The sequence below is a fragment of the Baekduia sp. genome, from assembly GCF_035996765.1.
Taxonomy (GTDB): Bacteria; Actinomycetota; Thermoleophilia; order Solirubrobacterales; family Solirubrobacteraceae; genus Baekduia.
In genome coordinates this window covers 1-17,620 of record NZ_DASYJG010000056.1, presented here as the reverse complement: position 1 = coordinate 17,620, position 17,620 = coordinate 1, and the positions used below count along the sequence as shown (strand labels likewise).

The window sequence follows — 17,620 nt, the reverse complement described above, 5'->3', positions numbered from 1 at the left end:
CGACGCCGGTCCGCAAGGAAGGGCCGGTCAGGCGGTGCCGGGCGCGTCGATCTCGCGCAGCGACCCGTCTTCGGGGTCGAAGATGAACCCGCGGATGTGGTCGCGATGAGGGAGCTCGCGGGCGGTGCGGAGTCGGTCGAGCGAGTGGTGGAGGGTCGACTCGAGGTTGCTGAAGGCGCCGAGGCGCCAGTTGGGCAGGACGCCGTCGTCGGCGAGCTGCTGGCGGAAGTCGTCCTCGGAGGCGTTGCAAAGGCCGCAGCCCTCGTGCATGACCACGACGATGTCCTCGGTGCCGAGCAGTCGTTGCGATGCGCTCAGCGAGCGCATGGCGTCGTCGGTAACCAGACCGCCCGCGTTGCGGATGATGTGGGCGTCACCGCGCTCGAGGCCGAGCATCGGGAAGAGGTCGATGCGCGTGTCCATGCACGACAGCACGGCGACCTTGCGCTGCGGGCGGGGGCTGAGCCCCGGGGCGGCCAGCGCGGCTGAGCGGGCGGCGGCGAACTCGAGCATCTCATCGGCGTTCTTCGACATCGCGCCGGATCGTATGGGCTGAGGCGAGCGGTGGGCCGTCCGGGGAAACCCGGACGGCCCACGCAGAGCGTGCTGCGGCTAGGCCGCGACCGGCGCCGCAGCGTCGGAGTACGTCTCGCCGCGCTCGGCCTTCTCGACCAGCGAGGCCGGCGGCTCGAAGCGCGCGCCGTACTGCTCGGCCAGCTCGCGGGCACGCGCGACGAAGCCGGTGGGACCGGTGTGGGTGGGCCCGACATAGCCGTTGATGTACTGCAGGACGCCGCCGGACCAGGCCGGGAACCCGATGCCGAAGATCGAGCCGATGTTCGCGTCGGCGACCGACTCGATCACGCCCTCGTCCAGGCAGCGGACCGTCTCCAGCGCCTCGGCGAAGAGCATCCGCTCCTCGAGATCCTTCAGCGAGATCGTCGACGGGTCGGCGACCGGCGGGAACGCGTCCTTCAGGCCTGCCCAGAGGCCGGCGCGCTTGCCGTCCTCGTAGTCGTAGAAGCCGGCGCCGCGCAGCTTGCCCGCGCGGCCCTCTTCGAGCATCCGGTCAACGACGGCGAACGCCGGGCGCTCGACCCACTCGCCGCCCTCGGCCTCGACCGCCTCCTTGGTGGCCTTGCGGATCTTGACCGCCAGCTCCATGTTGAGCTCGTCGGTGAGCTGGAGGACCGGTGCCGGGTAGCCGGCTTGCGAGGAGGCCTGCTCGATCGTGGGCGCCGGCACGCCCTCGGTCAGCATCGCGATGCCCTCGTTGATGAACGTGCCGATGACGCGCGAGGTAAAGAACCCGCGTGAGTCGTTGACGACGATCGGCGTCTTCTTGATGGCCTTGGCCAGGTCCAGCGCGCGGTAGAGCGTCTCGTCGCTGGTCTGCTCGCCCTTGATGATCTCCAGCAGCGGCATCTTGTCCACCGGGCTGAAGAAGTGCAGTCCGATGAAGTCGGCCGGGCGCGAGACGCCCTCGGCCAGCTGGGTGATCGGCAGGGTCGACGTGTTGGAGCCCAGCAGCGCGCCCTCGGCGAGATGCGGCTCGATCTCGGCGAAGACCTGCGCCTTGACGGCCGGGTCCTCGAAGACCGCCTCGATGACGAGCTCGGCACCGGCGGCGTCGGCCGCATCGGCGCTGGCCGTGATCCGGCCCATGAGCTCGTCGGCGGCCTCCTGCGTGGAGCGGCCGCGCGCGACGGCCTTGTCGACGAGCGCCTTGCTGTAGCCCTTGCCACGGTCGGCGCTGGCCTGGTCGACGTCCTTGAGCACGACCTCGATGCCGGCCTTCGCGCAGACGTAGGCGATGGCCGCGCCCATCATGCCGGCGCCCAACACCACCATCTTGGTCGGCGCGAAGCGCTCCGCGTCAGCGGCGCGGCCACGGGGGCCGTTGACCTGCTGGAGGTCGAAGAAGAACGCCTGGATCATGTTCTTGGCCACCTGGCCGGTGGCCAGGTCGGTGAAGTAGCGACCCTCGATCTCGATCGCGGTGTCGAAGTCGACCTGCGCGCCCTCGACGGCCGCGGCCATGATGTGGTGCGGTGCCGGGTAGTTGGCCCCCTTGAGCTGCTTGCGCAGGTTGGAGGGGAAGGCCGGCAGGTTCGCCGCGAGCTTCGGATTGGACGGCGTGCCGCCCGGGATCTTGTAGCCCTTGACGTCCCACGGCTGAACGGCCTCCGGGTTGGCGGCAATCCACGCCTTGGCGGCCGGCAGCAGGTCCTCGCGCGTGGCGACGACCTCGTCGACCAGGCCCATCTCCTTGGCCTGGGCCGGGCGCTTCTCCTGGCCCTGCAGCAACAGCTGCATCATCGCGTCGACGATGCCGAACATGCGCACCGTGCGCACGACGCCGCCGCCGCCGGGCAACAGCCCCAACTTGACCTCGGGGAAGCCGAGCTTGGCCTTCGGGTCGTCGACGATGACGCGGTGATGGGCGGCCAGCGCGATCTCTAGGCCACCGCCCAGAGCGGCGCCGTTGATCGCGGCGACGACGGGCTTGCCCAGCGTCTCCAGGCGGCGCAGCTGGCTCTTGACCTCGCGGATGCCGACGGCGAACTCCTCGGACTGCTCGCGCGTGACCGTCTTGAGGTCGTTGAGGTCGCCGCCCGCGAAGAACGTCTTCTTGGCCGACGTCAGGACGACGCCCTTGATGTCGTCCTTCTCGGCCTCGAGCCGGTCGACGGTCGCGCCCATCGACGCGATGTAGGCGCGGTTCATCGTGTTGGCCGACTGGTTGGGGTCGTCCAACGTCAGGATGACGATGCCGTCGTCGCCCTTGTCGTACTTGATGGTCGTGGATTCGGCCATGGCTTAGAGGGCCTCCACGACGGTCGCGATGCCCATGCCGCCGCCGACGCAGAGCGTGCAGAGCCCGTACTTGCCACCGGTGCGGTGCAGCTCGTCGACGATCGTGCCGAGGATCATGCCGCCGGTGGCGCCGAGCGGATGGCCCATGGCGATGGCGCCGCCGTTGACGTTGACCTTCTCGAGGTCCAGGCCCATGTCCCGCACGAAGCGGAGCACGACGGCCGCGAAGGCCTCGTTGATCTCGACGAGGTCGAGCTGGTCGGCGGTGATGCCGGCCTTGGCCAGCGCCTTCTTGGAGGCGGGCGCGGGCCCGGTCAGCATGATCGTCGGGTCGGCGCCCGAGACGGCCGTGGCCATGATGCGCGCGCGCGGCGTGAGGCCCAGGGCGTTGCCGGTCTCCTCGTTGCCGATCGCGACCAGCGAGGCGCCGTCCACGATGCCGCTGGAGTTGCCCGGGGTGTGGACGTGGTCGATCTTCTCGATCCAGTGGTACTTCTGCAGCGCGACGGCGTCAAAGCCGCCCATCTCGCCCATGGCGGCGAACGAGGGCTTGAGCTTGCCCAGCGTCTCGACCGTCGTGCCCGCGCGGATGAACTCGTCCTTGTCGAGGATGAGGTTCTCGTTGATGTCCTTGACCGCGATGACCGAGTTGTCGAACTTGCCCGCCGCCTGGGCGGCCGCGGCGCGCTCCTGCGAGCGTGCGGCGTAGGCGTCGACGTCGTCGCGGGTGAAGGACTCGACCGTGGCGATGAGGTCGGCGCCGACGCCCTGCGGGATGAAGGACGTGTCGTAGTTGGTCTCGGGGTCCATCGCCCAGGCGCCGCCGTCGGAGCCCATCGGGACGCGGGACATCGACTCCACGCCGCCGGCGAAGACGAGGTCCTCCCAGCCGGAGGCGACCTTCTGCGCGGCGATGTTCACGGCCTCCAGGCCGGAGGCGCAGAAGCGGTTGAGCTGGACGCCGGCGACCGTGTCCGGCAGGCCGGCCTTGATCGCCGCGGTCTTGGCGATGTCGGCGCCCTGGTCGCCGACGGGGGAGACGCACCCGAGGACGACGTCGTCGACCCGGTTGGGATCGAGCCGCTCGTTGCGCACGAGCATCTCGTGCATCAGGCCGACGACCAGGTCGACCGGCTTGGTCGCGTGCAGAGAGCCATTGCTCTTGCCCTTGCCGCGGGGGGTGCGGATGGCGTCGAACACCAACGCCTCGGTCGCTGCCATTTCCCTTGCTCCTCAAGTCGAAATCGGGGTCGGGAAGCTAGCACAGAAACATTCAGTCGTGAACGCAAGTAGCATGGTCGTCACATGGCCGTCACGAAGTCGACGCAGAGCGCGCCACGGCGCAACCAGGCCGAGCGCTCCGCCGCCACCCGCCAGGCCCTGCTCGACGCGACGCTCGAGTGCCTCGTGCAGGACGGCTACGCCAACACGACGACCGCGCGCGTGGCCGAGCGCGCCGGCGTCTCACGGGGAGCGCACCTCCATCACTTCCAGACGCGCGACGCGCTGCTGGCTGCGGCCGCCGAGCACCTCACGCTGCGCCGCGGCGAGAAGCTGCTGGAGGCCGCCGACGCGCTGCCGGCCGGTCCGGATCGGGTCGCGCGCGGGCTCGACCTGTTGTGGGAGAGCTACGCCAACCCGCTCTACCAGGCGACGCTCGACCTCTGGACCCACGGGCGCACCGACGAGGAGCTGCGCCGGCACCTGATCCCGATCGAGCGCCAGCTGGATCGCCAGACGATGGAGCTCTCACGCCGGCTCTTTCCCGATGCCGCAGCGCGTTCGGACTTCGAGCACGTCATTGAGCTGGCGCTCGCGACCATCCGCGGGCTGGTGGTCCTGGACACGCTCCACGCGGGCGGGACACGCGCGGCCAAGCAATGGGCCTCGTGCCGCGGTCAGCTCGTCGCGCTCTTCGAGGATGCGGGCGCGGCCCCGAGCTGAGCGCGGCTAGGCCAGGACGGCGGCGAGTTGCCGCCAGCGTGCCTGGCGCAGCGCGAAGAGCCCAGTGGTGAAGAGCCGCACCGCAGGGGTGAGGAGGCCGGCGTCGAGCTCGATCTCGTCGGTGTAGTCGCACGTCGTCGGCGAGGTCGCGACGAACGTCAGCCGATGGTTCCACGTGCGGATCGGGCCGCCGTGCTCGGCGGTCAGGATCTCGCCGGGGGCGAGTGCGACGACGCGCAGGTGGTGGGTCCAGGACGGCAGCACGCCGAGCCACCACATCCGGCCAGAGGCCTCAACGCCCGGTGCGGCGAAGCCGTCGGGCACGGCGGCCAGGGCGGGCACGCGCAGGACCCCACGGACGACGTAGGCGAAGGTCGCGGGTCGCTGGGCGAGGTCGAAGGCGACCTCGGCGGAGATCGGCAGCGCGGTGGTGCGGCGGACGGTGACCATCACCGGTAGTGTGAGCAATTGCTCGCCTTCCTGCAACTCGCATTTGTGACTCCTCGGACACAGCCCCGCAAGCGCCCGCGCCAAGAGCGATCGCGCCTCACCGTCGAGGCGATCCTCGACGCGGCTGCTCACGTCTTCGAACGTCACGGCTATGCGGCGGGCACGACCAACCGCATCGCGCAGCGCGCCGGCATCTCGATCGGCTCGCTGTACCAGTACTACCCCAACAAGGATGCGGTGCTGGTTGCGCTGGTCGACCGCCATCTCGACGAGGGCGTGGCGGCGTTGTGGCCGGTGCTGGAGGAGCTGCAGGACGACCTGCCACCGCTCGCTGAGGGCATTCGGCGGCTCGTCGAAGGGATGGTCGCGCTGCATCGAGAGCGCCCAGCACTGCACCGCGTGCTGTTCGAGGAGGCGCCGCGCCCGTCCGCACTGCGGCAGAGGTTGACGACCCTGCAAGCGGCATCGACGGCCGGCGTCGCCGGCTACCTGCGTGCCTGCGGTGATCAACTGGCGCCGGCACGCGCCCCGGATCTCGCCGCGCGCATGATCGTGCAAGTCATCGAGACGGTGACCCACGACCTCGTCATTCGGCCCGACGACGGGGTGTCCACCGACACCTACATCTCGGAGACCGTGGCGCTGCTGGTGGGCTACCTCACAGCGCGGCCGTAGGATGGCGCCATGATCGCCCTCATCACCGGCGCGTCCAGCGGCATCGGCGAAGCGACCGCGCGGCGCCTGGCCCAGGAACCGGGCGCGCAGCTGGTCCTCGTCGCGCGCCGCGAAGATCGCCTCCAGGCGCTTGCCGCGCAGCTCGGCGGCGACGTGCTCGTGCTCGCCGAGGACCTGACCGACGAGGGCGCCGGGGCGCGCATCGCCGACGCCGTGCGCGCACGCCACGGCCGCCTCGACCTTCTGGTCAACAACGCCGGTGCGGGCTGGCGTGGCAGGTTCGCCGACGGCGGGACCACCAACCTGCGCCAGACGCTGGAGCTCAACCTCTTCGCCCAGGCCGCGCTGACCGAGGCGCTGCTGCCGTTGCTGCGCGAGAGCGCGCCGAGCGCGATCGTCAACGTCGCGAGCACCTCCGGGCGGGTCGCCCGCGCCGGCGCGGGCGCCTACAGCGCCTCGAAGTTCGGATTGATCGGCTGGAGCGACGCGTTGCACCTCGAGGAAGGCCCCCACGGCGTCCACGTCGGAATCGTCAACCCCGGCTTCGTGGCGACCGAGGGCTTCCCGCAGGCCGAGCTCGTCGCCAAGGCGACGACCCGCTGGATGGTCTCGACGCCCGAGAAGGTCGCGGCGGCGATCGTGCAGACCGGCCCCGGCGGCAAGGCCGAGCGCTACGTGCCACGCCCCTACGCGCTTGCCGCGATCGCGCGGATCCTGCTGCCCGGTCTCACCCGCAAGGTTCTCGGCGGAGACGGCGCGACGGCGCTGGCGACCACGACGGTCGACAACCGGCCGGGCCCCGCGACGGACGCCTGAAGCTCGGTGCGGTGCACGTCCTGACGGCCTTGCCGGACTGGCACTAGCTACTCCAGCGGCCGCTATTCGAAGCTGCGATGTTCCACCCCATGATGCGGTGGGCACTGAGCAGCAGCCTGAAAAGACGCAGGATCTTGGCCTGTTCGATCCTGCTGGCGGTGCTCGCCTGCGCGGCTCTGCCGGGCGTCTCAGAGGCCAATCGCAAGATCCGCGGCGTCGGCTTCTCCACGAGCGTCCCGAGCGACTGGAAGACCGGGAAGGGAAAGAACGGCAGCACGCGGGTCTACGGCGCCGCGTCTGCGAGGACCAAGCGCAACGTCGCGGTGAACTCGATGCAGCTGGGCATCACCGTGATTCCTGTGGTGGACATGGAGCGGAAGCTGGGTCGCAGCCTGCCGTCCTCGCTCGAGGAGCTCCTGAGCCTGGTGATCTCCACGCCGCAGCAGGCGCAGGGCGTGCAGCTCACGGCCCCCATTCGCGCCTCGACCCTGGACGGTCGTCCCGCGGCATCGGGCGCCGTGCAGTTCTTCTTCAACGGGGCCACGATCCTGCAGAGCACCACGGTCGCCGTGCGCCGCAGTCGGGTCTACATCGTCGAGTTCGACCTCGACCTCGCCCTCGAGTACCAGGGCCTTCCGATCCTCGGGCGCATCCACGACCACTGGCGCTGGCGCTAGCCGCCGCGGTCAGCCCGCGCGGGCGCGCAGCTTCGGGAGGACGTCCTCGGAGAACTGCTCGATGAACCGCGACTGGTCGGGTCCGGGGGCGTGGAGCAGGAGGTCGTCGAAGCCGAGATCGAGGTAGACGGCGATCTTCTCGATGACCTCGTCAGGGTCGTCGGAGACGATGAAGCGGGTGTGGGCCTGGTCGAGGTGCTCGTCGGCGACGCGCTCCATCTCGATCGGATCCTCGATGCCCTCCTTCTGCTCCGGCGTCAGCGCCAGCGGCGCCCAGAAGTGACAGTTGTCATAGGCCTTCTGCTTGTCGCGGTCATAGGAGACCTTGATCTCGATCATCCGCCGGATCTGGGCGTGGTCACGCTCTGCTGCCTCGGCGCCTTCGCGCACCTTCTCGAGCAGGTCGAGGTAGAGCTGCGGGTCCTTGCCGCTCGTGCAGATGAAGCCGTCGCCGACGCGACCGGCGAGCTTGGCCGCAAGCGGCCCCGAGGCCGCCACGAAGATCGGCACCTCCGCATCCGGACGGTCGTAGATCGTGGCCTGCGACGTCTTGTAGTACTCGCCGTCGAAGTCGACACGCTCCTCGCGCCACAGCCGCCGGATCAGCTCGATCGCCTCGGCCATCCGCAGCCGTCGCTCCTTGCGGCCCGGGAACTCCGCGCCGGTCGCCGGCGTCTCGTTCATCGCCTCGCCGGTCCCGACGCCGAGGAACACCCGGCCGGGGGCCAGGCAGCCCAGCGTCGCGAACGACTGGGCGACGATCGCCGGCTCGTAGCGCAGCGTCGGCGTCAGCACGCTCGTGCCGAGCACCGCCTTCGTGGTCGCGACCGACGCCGCACCGAGCCAGGGCAGCGCCGCGGGGGAGTGGCCACCGCGGTGGCGCCACGGCTGGAAGTGGTCGGAGGTCGCCACGATCTCCAGCCCGGCGGCCTCCGCCTGCCGCGCGTACTCCAGCAATGTCGGCGGGTCGAATTGCTCTGCCGAGGCCTTGTACCCGATGCGTACGCCCATGCCTCGCACCCTAGCGGGGGCCCGGAACGCCGCCGCCTCGTGCCGACGGTCGACGTCATCGTGTCGGAGTTCCGACCAGTGGTCCGTGGTGGTGCCCGCCTGCGGGCAGGACCATCGGATGATGCTCCCCACGCGTACCGATGCAGTGCTGCTGACCGGCGTCACCGGTTTCGTCGGAACGGCCGTCATGGTCCGGATCTTGGAGCGGTCAGCACGTCCGGTCGTCGCGCTCGTGCGCGCGGCCAACACGGCGGAGGCCACCGCGCGCCTGCGGACCGCGCTGGCCGAGGTCGCTCCGCCCGACCGTGTCGACGCCTACATGTCGCGTTGCAGCGCCGTGCCCGCCGATCTGCTGGTCGACGGTCTCGGTCTCGGCCACGCCGATCGTGAGCGGCTCGCGCGCGCGTGTGACGAAATCATCCACTGCGCCGCCTCGGTGAGCTTCGACCTGCCGCTCGACGAGGCGCGGGCCGTCAACACCGCCGGCGCAGCAAGGATCGCCGAGCTCGCCACGTGCGCAGCGGTGCGCGGCGACGGCCTGCGGCGGATCGTGCACGTCTCCACCGCCTATGTCGCCGGTCATCGCACCGGCACCTTCGGCGAGGACGAGATGACGATCGGCCTGCCGTTCCGCAATACCTACGAGCAGACCAAGCACGAGGCCGAGCAGCTGCTGCGCGGCTGGTCGCCGCGGCTGCCGCTGCAGATCGTGCGCCCGAGCATCGTCGTCGGCGACCGGACCACGGGATGGACCCGATCATTCAACGTCCTGTACTGGCCGTTGAAGACGTTCGCCCGCGGCCGCCTCCCAGTCATCCCGGCGCTGGCCGACTCGCCGGTCGATGTCGTGCCGGTCGACTACGTCGCCGACACGATCCTGGGCCTTGCTGGCGCGCCGACTGGGACCTACCACGCGGTGGCCGGCCAGCACGCGAGCACGGTCGCGGAGGTCATCGAGCTCGCGGCGGCACGGTTCGGTGTGCCGGCGCCGGCCGTCGTCGATCCGAGCGTGCTCCACGAGGCGCTCGGACGGCCGATGGCCGCCGCCCAGCGCACGGCCCTCGATCGCGCTCGGATCTTCTTCCCCTACTTCGCGCTCGGCGTGCGCTTCGACGACCGTTGGGCCCGCTCCATCCTCGAGCCGGCCGGGATCGCCGCCGAGCCGCTGGACGGGTACTTCAGTAACTTGATGGACTACGCCGAGCACGCGGCCTGGGGCGGACGTTCGCCCTTGACCGTGACACCATCTGGTGTCACGGTGGCTGCATGACGCAGACCGCGCTCGCCGTTCGGCGCCCGCAGGATCCCAGTGAGCTCGGCGCCCTCGTTGAGTTGGCTGCCGAGGGCTTTGGCGGCGCGGTGACGCGCGTCCAGGAGCTGCACGAGGCGGTCGCCGATCGGTCCTTTGGCCCGGCCGCCGGGCGGGCATCGGTGGCCTCCAGCGCGCCGCGCGCCGTCCACGACACGATCGCGGGCTCGGTCTACACCGTGGTCCGCGGGGCCGGCACGCTGCTCGGCACCGGGCTGGCGCGGACGGTCCGTGCGGCCGGCGGCGGCCCGAGCATCTCCGACCACCCGCGCGGCCGGCTTGCCCAGAGCGCCCTCAATGGCCTCTGGGGTGATCGGCTGGACGCTGCTGCCAGTCCGCTCGCCGTTCCGATGGCCGTTCGCGTCCGCGGTCGCGATGTCCCGCTCGAGCACGATGCCCTCGCCGCGGCGTTCCCGGCCGCGACCGCGCGCCCGGTCGTCTTCGTCCACGGCCTCGGCGAAAGCGATGCCGCGTGGTCGGTCCGCGCGGCCGAGCGCGACGGCACCTACCTCACGCGCGTGCTTCCCGAGCTCGGTGCCACCGCCGTGACCATCCGCTACAACACGGGCCTGCACGTCTCCGAGAACGGCCGTCGCCTGGCCGCGTTGTTGGAGGTGTTGGTCGACGCGTGGCCGGTCCCGATCGAGCAGCTTGCGCTCGTCGGTCACTCGATGGGCGGGCTCGTGATCCGCAGCGCCGGGCACGCCGCGACCGAGCGCGAGGACCGTTGGCCGGCGCTGGTCGACACCACCATCTCGCTCGGCACGCCGCACCTCGGCGCGCCGCTGGAGCAGGCCGTGCACCTGGCGAGCTGGGCGCTGGGCGCGCTCCCCGAGAGCCGGCCGATCGCCGCCGTCCTGCGCGCGCGCAGCGCCGGCATCAAGGACCTGCGTCACGGCCGGCTGGTCGACGATGAGTGGGAGAGGCTCGATCCTGACGCGCTGCGCGGCTTCGAGCGCGCCGACGTCCCGCTGCTGGAGGGCGCCCGCCATCACGTCGTGGCCGCGACGCTGGCCTCCAGTCCTGACCATCCCTTCGCGCGGGTCATTGGCGATTTGCTGGTGCTCACGCCGAGCGCCCACGGCCTCCAAGGCCGGCGCCGCGTCGTCGCGTTCGAGGAGGAGCGCTGTCGCCATGTCGGCGGCCACGACCACTTCGACCTGCTCAACAGCCCTGCGTTAGACGGCTTCCTGCGAGACTGGCTCGCACCTCGGCCGCTTGCACGCTGCGTGTCAGGTAGGTGACCGGCGCGCAAGACGGTTAGGCTTCGCGCCGTGAGTGGCATGAGGCCAGAACCCTTCTCCGTGGCGGTCGCCCAGGACGGTGCACAAGCCGTTGTGACCGTGCGCGGCGAGCTCGATCTCGCGACGGCCCCCCAGCTGGAGTCGGCGCTGCTGCCGGGTCTGCGCGACGGCGGCTCAGCGGTGCTCGACCTCCGTGGCCTGGAGTTCATGGACTCCACCGGTGTCCGGGTGATTGTGGCGGCCCACCACGCTGCCCAGGAGCACGGCGGGAGCCTGGCGCTCGTCCGCACCGAGGCCGACGGGCCGGTCGCGCGGGTGCTCGAGATCTCCGGGCTCGACGCGGTCCTGAATCTCGTCGACGACGTCTGATCTCGTCCAGATCCCACGCTCACCGACCGCGGGGGTGGGCGGATATTGTGGGGTGATGAGCTCCGGCAAGCGTGCGGCCTTTGACGATCCCGAAATCGTCGAGCGGTTCGCCGACCTCGTCATCAAGACCGCGGCGAACCTCCAGCCCGGCCAACTGCTGGCGATCGGCTCGGAGATCGGCAAGGAGACCGTCACGCGCGCGCTCGCCGCGGCGGGTTACCGCCACGGTGCGAAGTTCGTCGACGTCGCCTACTTCGACCTGCACGTCAAGCGCGCCCGCCTGCAGTACGCGGCCGACGACACGCTCGACTACGTGCCGCCATGGTACGGCGAGCGGATCCTGGAGCTCGGGCGCGCCCGAGCGGCCCGCGTCGGACTGAGTGGCCCTGCGCATCCCGGACTGCTCAGCGATCTCGATCCTTCGCGTGTCGGGCGCGACCAGCTGCCCGCGGTCCGCGAGACCGGCAAGGTGGTCAACGAGCGCACGACCAACTGGACGGCGGTGCCCTGCCCGACGCGGCCGTGGGCGGAGCTCGTCCATCCGGACCTGGATCCCGAGGACGCGTGGGTGAAGCTCTGTGACCAGATCCTGCATGTGTGCCGTCTGGACACCGAGGATCCGATCGCGGCGTGGAGTGAGCGCGCGGAGGTGCTCGTCAGCGCCGCCGGTCGCGTGACCGAGCGCCGCTTCGACGCGCTGCGCTTCGTCGGCCCCGGAACCGACCTGACCGTCGGGCTGCTGCCGACGTCGAAGTTCCTGGCCGCCCGCTTTGAGACCGTCGACGGGATCACGCACCTGCCGAACCTCCCCTCGGAGGAGATCTTCACCTCGCCGGATCCGACGCGCGCCGACGGCGTCGTACGCGCGACCAAGCCGCTGGTGCTCGGCGGCTCGATCATCCGCGGGCTGGAGGTCGAGTTCCGCGAGGGCCGCGTCGTGCGCATTGACGCGCAGGAGAACGCCGAGGTCCTGCGCTCCTACGCGGCGCGCGACGAGAACGCCAACCGGCTGGGGGAGACGGCGCTGGTCGACGGCGACGGGCGCATCGGCGCGCTCGACACCGTCTTCTTCGACACGCTGCTCGACGAGAACGCGGCGAGCCACATCGCGCTCGGGCACGCTTACCAGATGTGCGTCGACGAGTCCGAGGTCGGCAAGGTCAACGACTCGACGATCCACGTGGACTTCATGATCGGCTCCTCCGAGGTCCGCGTTCTCGGCCTCGACGCTGCCGGCACCGAGACACCGGTCCTCGTCGACGGCGCCTGGCAGGTCTGAGCCGAGGGCGGGCGGGACCGAATCGCTATCCTCGCCCCCTTCTGGGAGAGGTGCCGGAGCGGCTGAACGGGCACGACTGGAAATCGTGTGTGGGCTTTACGGTCCACCGAGGGTTCGAATCCCTCTCTCTCCGTGCCGGTCAAGGCCATTAAGAAGGCGACCAGCGCAAGAGGGCTGCTAGCCCGCGCCGGCGGGCGGCATCGCCGCTGTCGCCGCGTCGAGTGCTCCGTCTTCGGGCAGCTCGGGTATGGCGATGACGACGTGGTGGCGAGAGACCGCAAGGAAGTCGTGGTGGGTGCCGGGGCCTTCGTGGCCGACGAGCTCGACGGTCACGTCGGTGAGCGGGATGAAGTCGCGCTCGGAGGCGTTGAGGACGTCGGAGACGCGGCTGCGGTAGCCGTCGCGGGCCAGCGTCAGGGTCCCCGCGATCCGATGTCGCGGGGTCTCCAGGTACACGCGCTCCTGCCGGGTCTGCATCACGACGTTGGAGTATGGGCGATCCTGGCGCGTTTGGTGAGCTGCTGGCCGGACGTCTGACCGCCGTTCGCCAGAATGCAGGCGTGGATCCGCATGCCGTCCTCGGCCTGGACCCCGGCGCCTCGCCGGAGGAGGTCCAGCGCGCCTATCGCGCGCTGGCCAAGCGGTTTCACCCCGACAAGGCGGGTGAGGCGGCCGGCGAGCTGATGATTTCCATCAACGCCGCTCACGACCTCCTGCTCGGTCGCCTGGAGGAGGGCCACGGCGACGCCAACGGCGCCACCGCGGCGCCCGAGCCCGAAGCGCCGGCCGTCGAGATCGCCGGCGACTGGCTTCCGCCCGCCGTCCGGCGCGTGCTCGCGCGTGAGCTGCTGGCCGCGCTCGAGCCCGGCGAGCAGGTCGACGAGGTCGTCCTCACCGCCACCGGCGACAGCCACGACGTCCAGCTCGCCGTGACCGACCGGCGCCTGCTGTGGCTGCGCGACGACGCGATCATGGGCCGCGTGCGCTACTTGCGTCACCGCGACGTCGCCGGCGTCGAGGAGCGCCCTGCGGGCCGTCTGCGCCGCCACGGCCAGCTGCGCGTCCAGCCCGCATCCGGCGGCCGCGCGCTGCGGTTCTTCGAACTGCGCCCGGACGTCCTCTCGCGCGTGGCCGCGAGCATTGCCATGCGTACCGCTGGCTGATCCGGGTACGTCGAAACCATGAGCGATGGAACCACCGATGACCTCAAGGGCCGCGCGAAAGAAGCTGCGGGCGACCTCACCGACGACGACAGCCTCAAGAACGAAGGCAAGGTCGACCGGGCCTCTGGCGCGGTAAAGGACAAGGTCGGCGATGCCGCCGACAAGGTCAAGGACACCCTGCGCAAGGATTGAACCGGGCGAATCGGGTCGGGCCCGAACGGTCGTAGGCCTTGGGCCGGCCGGCATGCCGTGGGGCCGCTGGTCTAGGCTGCGGCCTCTGTTTGCCGTCGATTCAGGAGCAACCGCATGAACAAGACCGAGCTCGTCGAGGCTATCGCCAAGGACAGCGGTCTCACCAACGCCGACGCGCGCAAGGCCGTCGAGGCGTTCATCACCACCGTTGAGAAGTCCCTCAAGAAGGGCGACGAGATCGCGCTGACCGGCTTCGGCAAGTTCTCCGTCGTCAAGCGCAGCGCTCGTACCGGTCGCAACCCGCAGACGGGCGAGAGCGTGAAGATCAAGGCGAGCAAGGCGCCGAAGTTCACGGCGGGGGCCGGCCTCAAGACGGCCGTCAACGGCCCGAAGAAGAAGTAGCACCCCGCAGCAACCGGCTTGACCCGAGGGCCTCGCGCGAGCGGGGCCCTCGGCGTGTCTGCCTTCAGTTCAGGACGCCGAGGCGCTGCGCGCGCACGACGGCATCGGCGCGGTTGCGCGCGCCCAGCTTGCGGAACATCGAGCTCGCGTGCTCCTTGACCGTGTTGGGAGAGAGCCGCAGCTCGGCGGCGATCTCAGCATTGGTCAGGCCCGCGGCGACGAGTTGGAGCACCTCGTGCTCACGGCCCGTGAGGCGTTGATGGGCGGGGCGGCCGGCGGCCCCGGCGCCTCCGTCGGCCGGGCTCGGCGGCGCGTCGAAGACATCCTCGCCGGCGCCGATGCGCCGGATCGCCTCGACGATCTCCGCCGCGCTGCGGTCCTTGGTGACGAAGCCTGCCGCGCCCGCGGCGCGCGCGGCAGTCGCCGAGATCCGTCCGGCGCCCGAGACGAGCAGCACGCGCGTCGACGGATGCGCGGCGCGCACGCGCCGGGCGATGTCGGTCCCGGACTCGTCACCGACGAAGAGGTCGACGAGCGCCACGTTGGGCCGGTAGCGGCGGGCGCGGTCCTCGGCTTCGTCGCCGGTGGTCGCCGGCACGCAGCGCTCGACCCAGTCCTGTTGGACGAGCACGAGCCGCATGCCCCAGTGGACGATGTCGTGGTCGTCGACGACCAGCACGCTGAGGCGGCGCGACGCGATGGAGGTGCTCATGAAGGGCTCGGCAGTGGGAGGACGAGACGGACGTGCCAGCGGTCGGGTGGCGTGAGCCCGAAGTCGACGGCGGCGCCGAACTCCAGCGCCTCGAAGGCGGCCAGGCGCAGGCCGACGCCCGCCCCGGCAGGCGCGCCGGCGCCGACCCCGTCGTTGACGATCGCGATCGCGACGGTGTCCTCGGCATGCTCGACCCGGACGTCGATCCAGGTCGGCTGCGCGTGCTTGCGCGCGTTGCGCACCGCCTCGGCGACGACGTTCTGGGCCAGCGGCTCCATCGCGAGCGGGAGCTCGACCTCCGGCTCCCAGAAGACGCGCACGTCGACGTCGGCGTGCTCGGCCGCCAGTTGCGAGAGCTCGTCGCGCAGCGTGGTCTCGACGGGATGGTCGCGTCCCGGCCGCGCCGGCGGGCGTTGGATCGCCAGCCGCAGCTCCTCGGTCGCGGCCTGCAGCTCCTCGGCGCAGCGGGCGCGCTGGGGACCGGTCAGGTCGGCGGGCGCGCCGAGCGCGAGCGTCACGCCGAAGAGCCGCTGGATCACGCGCTCGTGCACGTCGCGCGCGAGATCGAGGCGATCCCCGAGATGGCGCGCGCGCTCCTGCTGGCGCGTCGCTGCGCGCGCCGACGCCGCCAACGCGCAGACCTTGCCGATCGTCCACAGCCCCTGGCGCTCGGCCGCGCTGAGCGTCCCGCCGTCGCCGCGCTCGGCCAGCACGACGCCGTAGTGGCGGCCGCCGGCCGACATCGGGATGCAGGTGACGTCAGAGAGCGCGAGCCGCGCCACGTCGTTGGCCGGCAGCACGCTGACGACGTCAGCGGTCACCTCGAGGACCTCGTCGCGCTCCAGCGCGCGCATCGCGAACGGGATCGCTTGGACCGGCCCGTCGGCCAGCAGCGCGAGGTCGATGCCATGGCTGCCGGCGGCCCACACGCGCCGGCGCATGTCGTCCGACATATAGACCGCGGCGCGGCGCATCGAGCCCAGGCGGCAGACGGTCTCGGCCAGCCGGTCGTAGAACGACGAGCCCGGGGTCATCATCTCCCGGTCGCCGAGCATCGAGACCAACAGGTGCAGCGCCGGAAGCGTCGACGAGCCCGCAGCCGCGGCGGCGGTGGTGCGGCTGCCGGGCGACGTGTCGTCGGTCATCTGAGAAGGGTCAACGGGTCGGGCGCCAGGGGAAGCGCCCGACCCGCTGGGAGAAGGACCAGCTCGCGTACGCTCGGTCTCTAGCTCTGCGTCAGCGGTCGCTCGCCCCCTGTCCCGAGGGAGTGAGACGACTGGTCGACGGACAGCATGCCCCATGGGAACGTCAACGTACAGTCCAAACACACTCCTGACCACCCGAATTGGTGGCCAGGCTTCGTCGGCCTTTCGGCGCGTCCTGGGCTAGGCGCTCTCGGTCGCCGGCCGGCCGGCCGACCCGGCCGCCCCCGGTGCTGCGGGCTCTGACGTCGACGACGCCTGACCTTCGACGTTGAGGCGCGGCACGATCCGGTCCAGCCACGACGGCAGCCACCAGTTCGCCTTGCCCACGGTGAGCATCAGGCCCGGGACGAGGACCGACCGCACGATCAGCGCGTCGAGGAAGACCGCGCCGGCCAGGCCGATGCCGAACAGCTTGATCACGCGCTCCCCACCGAGGATGAAGGCGCCGAAGACCAGCACCATGATCGCGGCCGCCGCGGTGATCGTCCTGCCCGTCGCGGCCAGGCCGTGGGCGATGGCCTCGCGGTTGTCACCGCGCTTGTGCCACTCCTCGTAGATGCGGCTGACGAGGAAGACCTCGTAGTCCATCGACAACCCGAAGAGGATCGCGAAGACCATCACGGGCAAGAACGCCTCGATCGGCCCGGTGCGGTCGACGCCGATCAGCTCGGCGCCCCAGCCGTGCTGGAAGACCGCGACCACGACGCCGAAGGCCGCGACGACCGACAGCAGGTTCATGACCGCGGCCATCGCCGGGATCACCAGGCTGCGGAAGACGGCCATCAACAACAGGAACGACAACAAGACGACGATGCCGATGAACAACGGCAGTTTGTCGCCCAGGACCTTGGAGAAGTCGATCCCGATCGCGGTCGAGCCGCCGACCAGCACGTTGACCTGTCCCTGTTCGGCCGGCGGCACCACGCTGGTGCGCAGATGCTTGACGAGGTCGCTGGTCGCCGCGTCCTGCGGCGAGTGCTTGGGGTAGACCTGCGCCAAGGCGATGTTCTTGCCGACGATGACCGGCGCGCTCGCGGCGACGACGCCGTCGGTCTTGCGCACGGCGTCGACCACCCGCGTGAACGCCGCCTTGCCCTCGTCGCCCTTGACCTCGGCGACGAGCTGCAGCGGCCCGTTGAAGCCGGCCCCGAAGCCCTGGGCGAGCAGGTCATAGGCCTTGAACGTCGTCGAGCCCGCCGGGTCGTTGCCGGCGTCTGACGAGCCCAGGCGCATCGACAGCGCGGGCGCGGCGAGCAGCAGCATGACGACGGTCGCCGACAGGGCGAGGACGACCGGCCGCTTCTGCAGGATGTCGGCCCACCGCGCCCACCGGGCCGATTCGTCGGTCGTCGTCA

19 protein-coding genes, 1 tRNA gene and 1 pseudogene are annotated in these 17,620 nt (G+C 70.8%); 12 read left to right on the top strand and 9 right to left on the bottom strand.

The window, feature by feature from the left end:
* Positions 1 to 27 precede the first annotated feature (27 nt).
* The 3 genes from VGO10_RS12730 to VGO10_RS12720 all read right to left on the bottom strand — a co-directional run bounded on the left by VGO10_RS12730 (position 28) and on the right by VGO10_RS12720 (position 4,038).
* Complete coding sequence (locus tag VGO10_RS12730) at positions 28 to 534, bottom strand: carbonic anhydrase (RefSeq protein WP_327468846.1); 507 nt, start codon at positions 532 to 534, stop codon at positions 28 to 30.
* Between the two features lie 78 nt (positions 535 to 612).
* On the bottom strand, positions 613 to 2,817 hold the full coding sequence (locus VGO10_RS12725) for a 3-hydroxyacyl-CoA dehydrogenase NAD-binding domain-containing protein (RefSeq protein WP_327468844.1): 2,205 nt from the start codon (positions 2,815 to 2,817) through the stop codon (positions 613 to 615).
* A 3-nt stretch (positions 2,818 to 2,820) separates the two neighbouring features.
* On the bottom strand, positions 2,821 to 4,038 hold the full coding sequence (locus VGO10_RS12720) for an acetyl-CoA C-acetyltransferase (RefSeq protein WP_327468842.1): 1,218 nt from the start codon (positions 4,036 to 4,038) through the stop codon (positions 2,821 to 2,823).
* 84 nt (positions 4,039 to 4,122) lie between these two features.
* On the opposite strand from VGO10_RS12720, the gene VGO10_RS12715 reads away from it, so the two are divergent.
* Complete coding sequence (locus tag VGO10_RS12715) at positions 4,123 to 4,761, top strand: helix-turn-helix domain-containing protein (protein ID WP_327468840.1); 639 nt, start codon at positions 4,123 to 4,125, stop codon at positions 4,759 to 4,761.
* A gap of 6 nt (positions 4,762 to 4,767) precedes the next feature.
* On the opposite strand, the gene VGO10_RS12710 is transcribed toward VGO10_RS12715, so the two are convergent.
* Positions 4,768 to 5,211: a hypothetical protein gene (locus VGO10_RS12710; protein ID WP_327468838.1), complete on the bottom strand. Its 444-nt coding sequence runs from the start codon at positions 5,209 to 5,211 to the stop codon at positions 4,768 to 4,770.
* Between the two features lie 45 nt (positions 5,212 to 5,256).
* Between VGO10_RS12710 and VGO10_RS12705 the strand changes: the two genes are divergently transcribed.
* The 3 genes from VGO10_RS12705 (at position 5,257) to VGO10_RS12695 (ending at position 7,379) form a co-directional block, all read left to right on the top strand.
* Positions 5,257 to 5,886: a TetR/AcrR family transcriptional regulator gene (locus tag VGO10_RS12705; RefSeq protein ID WP_327468836.1), complete on the top strand. Its 630-nt coding sequence runs from the start codon at positions 5,257 to 5,259 to the stop codon at positions 5,884 to 5,886.
* A gap of 9 nt (positions 5,887 to 5,895) precedes the next feature.
* Positions 5,896 to 6,702: an SDR family NAD(P)-dependent oxidoreductase gene (locus VGO10_RS12700; RefSeq protein WP_327468834.1), complete on the top strand. Its 807-nt coding sequence runs from the start codon at positions 5,896 to 5,898 to the stop codon at positions 6,700 to 6,702.
* Between the two features lie 134 nt (positions 6,703 to 6,836).
* Complete coding sequence (locus tag VGO10_RS12695; protein WP_327468832.1) at positions 6,837 to 7,379, top strand: hypothetical protein; 543 nt, start codon at positions 6,837 to 6,839, stop codon at positions 7,377 to 7,379.
* A 9-nt stretch (positions 7,380 to 7,388) separates the two neighbouring features.
* On the opposite strand, the gene fgd is transcribed toward VGO10_RS12695, so the two are convergent.
* Entirely contained in the window at positions 7,389 to 8,390 is a 1,002-nt protein-coding gene (fgd, locus tag VGO10_RS12690; RefSeq protein WP_327468831.1) for a glucose-6-phosphate dehydrogenase (coenzyme-F420), read from the bottom strand.
* 121 nt (positions 8,391 to 8,511) lie between these two features.
* On the opposite strand from fgd, the gene VGO10_RS12685 reads away from it, so the two are divergent.
* The 5 genes from VGO10_RS12685 (at position 8,512) to VGO10_RS12665 (ending at position 12,724) form a co-directional block, all read left to right on the top strand.
* On the top strand, positions 8,512 to 9,660 hold the full coding sequence (locus VGO10_RS12685; protein WP_327468829.1) for an SDR family oxidoreductase: 1,149 nt from the start codon (positions 8,512 to 8,514) through the stop codon (positions 9,658 to 9,660).
* Positions 9,657 to 10,943, top strand: a complete 1,287-nt coding sequence (locus VGO10_RS12680) for a hypothetical protein (RefSeq protein WP_327468827.1) — start codon at positions 9,657 to 9,659, stop codon at positions 10,941 to 10,943. The genes VGO10_RS12685 and VGO10_RS12680 overlap by 4 nt, the downstream gene beginning before the upstream one ends.
* Positions 10,944 to 10,982: 39 nt before the next feature.
* Positions 10,983 to 11,312 carry an STAS domain-containing protein gene (locus tag VGO10_RS12675; protein WP_327468825.1) on the top strand — a complete coding sequence of 110 codons (330 nt, stop codon included), beginning with the start codon at positions 10,983 to 10,985 and terminating at the stop codon, positions 11,310 to 11,312.
* A gap of 55 nt (positions 11,313 to 11,367) precedes the next feature.
* Positions 11,368 to 12,591 (top strand): aminopeptidase, encoded by a 1,224-nt coding sequence (locus VGO10_RS12670; protein WP_327468823.1) that lies wholly within the window; start codon positions 11,368 to 11,370, stop codon positions 12,589 to 12,591.
* A 44-nt stretch (positions 12,592 to 12,635) separates the two neighbouring features.
* Positions 12,636 to 12,724, top strand: a tRNA-Ser gene (locus VGO10_RS12665).
* A gap of 44 nt (positions 12,725 to 12,768) precedes the next feature.
* Here the strand turns inward: VGO10_RS12665 and VGO10_RS12660 are convergent.
* Positions 12,769 to 13,068, bottom strand: a complete 300-nt coding sequence (locus VGO10_RS12660) for a hypothetical protein (RefSeq protein WP_327468952.1) — start codon at positions 13,066 to 13,068, stop codon at positions 12,769 to 12,771.
* 83 nt (positions 13,069 to 13,151) lie between these two features.
* Here VGO10_RS12660 and VGO10_RS12655 point away from each other — a divergent pair, with 83 nt between their 5' ends.
* From VGO10_RS12655 to VGO10_RS12645, 3 genes and pseudogenes are all read left to right on the top strand, one after another.
* Positions 13,152 to 13,754, top strand: a complete 603-nt coding sequence (locus VGO10_RS12655) for a J domain-containing protein (protein ID WP_327468821.1) — start codon at positions 13,152 to 13,154, stop codon at positions 13,752 to 13,754.
* 18 nt (positions 13,755 to 13,772) lie between these two features.
* Entirely contained in the window at positions 13,773 to 13,946 is a 174-nt protein-coding gene (locus tag VGO10_RS12650; RefSeq protein WP_327468818.1) for a CsbD family protein, read from the top strand.
* Between the two features lie 105 nt (positions 13,947 to 14,051).
* Positions 14,052 to 14,348 (top strand): annotated as a pseudogene (locus tag VGO10_RS12645) (HU family DNA-binding protein); the annotation flags it as partial.
* A 64-nt stretch (positions 14,349 to 14,412) separates the two neighbouring features.
* On the opposite strand, the gene VGO10_RS12640 reads toward VGO10_RS12645, so the two are convergent.
* From VGO10_RS12640 to VGO10_RS12630, 3 genes are all read right to left on the bottom strand, one after another.
* A complete protein-coding gene (locus VGO10_RS12640; RefSeq protein ID WP_327468816.1) occupies positions 14,413 to 15,060 on the bottom strand; it encodes a response regulator transcription factor in 648 nt (215 codons plus the stop codon).
* A complete protein-coding gene (locus VGO10_RS12635) occupies positions 15,057 to 16,205 on the bottom strand; it encodes a hypothetical protein (protein WP_327468814.1) in 1,149 nt (382 codons plus the stop codon). Before VGO10_RS12635 ends, VGO10_RS12640 begins: the two co-directional genes overlap by 4 nt.
* A 240-nt stretch (positions 16,206 to 16,445) precedes the next feature.
* Positions 16,446 to 17,620: MMPL family transporter (locus VGO10_RS12630; RefSeq protein ID WP_327468812.1), on the bottom strand; the 1,175-nt coding region annotated here is incomplete at its 5' end.

Coding starts and splice junctions, on each gene's coding strand:
- VGO10_RS12730 (WP_327468846.1), bottom strand. CDS start 534: ATGTCGAAGAACGCCGATGAGATGCTCGAGTTCGCCGCCGCCCGCTCA.
- VGO10_RS12725 (WP_327468844.1), bottom strand. CDS start 2,817: ATGGCCGAATCCACGACCATCAAGTACGACAAGGGCGACGACGGCATC.
- VGO10_RS12720 (WP_327468842.1), bottom strand. CDS start 4,038: ATGGCAGCGACCGAGGCGTTGGTGTTCGACGCCATCCGCACCCCCCGC.
- VGO10_RS12715 (WP_327468840.1), top strand. CDS start 4,123: ATGGCCGTCACGAAGTCGACGCAGAGCGCGCCACGGCGCAACCAGGCC.
- VGO10_RS12710 (WP_327468838.1), bottom strand. CDS start 5,211: ATGGTCACCGTCCGCCGCACCACCGCGCTGCCGATCTCCGCCGAGGTC.
- VGO10_RS12700 (WP_327468834.1), top strand. CDS start 5,896: ATGATCGCCCTCATCACCGGCGCGTCCAGCGGCATCGGCGAAGCGACC.
- fgd (WP_327468831.1), bottom strand. CDS start 8,390: ATGGGCGTACGCATCGGGTACAAGGCCTCGGCAGAGCAATTCGACCCG.
- VGO10_RS12685 (WP_327468829.1), top strand. CDS start 8,512: ATGCTCCCCACGCGTACCGATGCAGTGCTGCTGACCGGCGTCACCGGT.
- VGO10_RS12680 (WP_327468827.1), top strand. CDS start 9,657: ATGACGCAGACCGCGCTCGCCGTTCGGCGCCCGCAGGATCCCAGTGAG.
- VGO10_RS12675 (WP_327468825.1), top strand. CDS start 10,983: ATGAGGCCAGAACCCTTCTCCGTGGCGGTCGCCCAGGACGGTGCACAA.
- VGO10_RS12670 (WP_327468823.1), top strand. CDS start 11,368: ATGAGCTCCGGCAAGCGTGCGGCCTTTGACGATCCCGAAATCGTCGAG.
- VGO10_RS12660 (WP_327468952.1), bottom strand. CDS start 13,068: ATGCAGACCCGGCAGGAGCGCGTGTACCTGGAGACCCCGCGACATCGG.
- VGO10_RS12650 (WP_327468818.1), top strand. CDS start 13,773: ATGAGCGATGGAACCACCGATGACCTCAAGGGCCGCGCGAAAGAAGCT.
- VGO10_RS12640 (WP_327468816.1), bottom strand. CDS start 15,060: ATGAGCACCTCCATCGCGTCGCGCCGCCTCAGCGTGCTGGTCGTCGAC.
- VGO10_RS12635 (WP_327468814.1), bottom strand. CDS start 16,205: ATGACCGACGACACGTCGCCCGGCAGCCGCACCACCGCCGCCGCGGCT.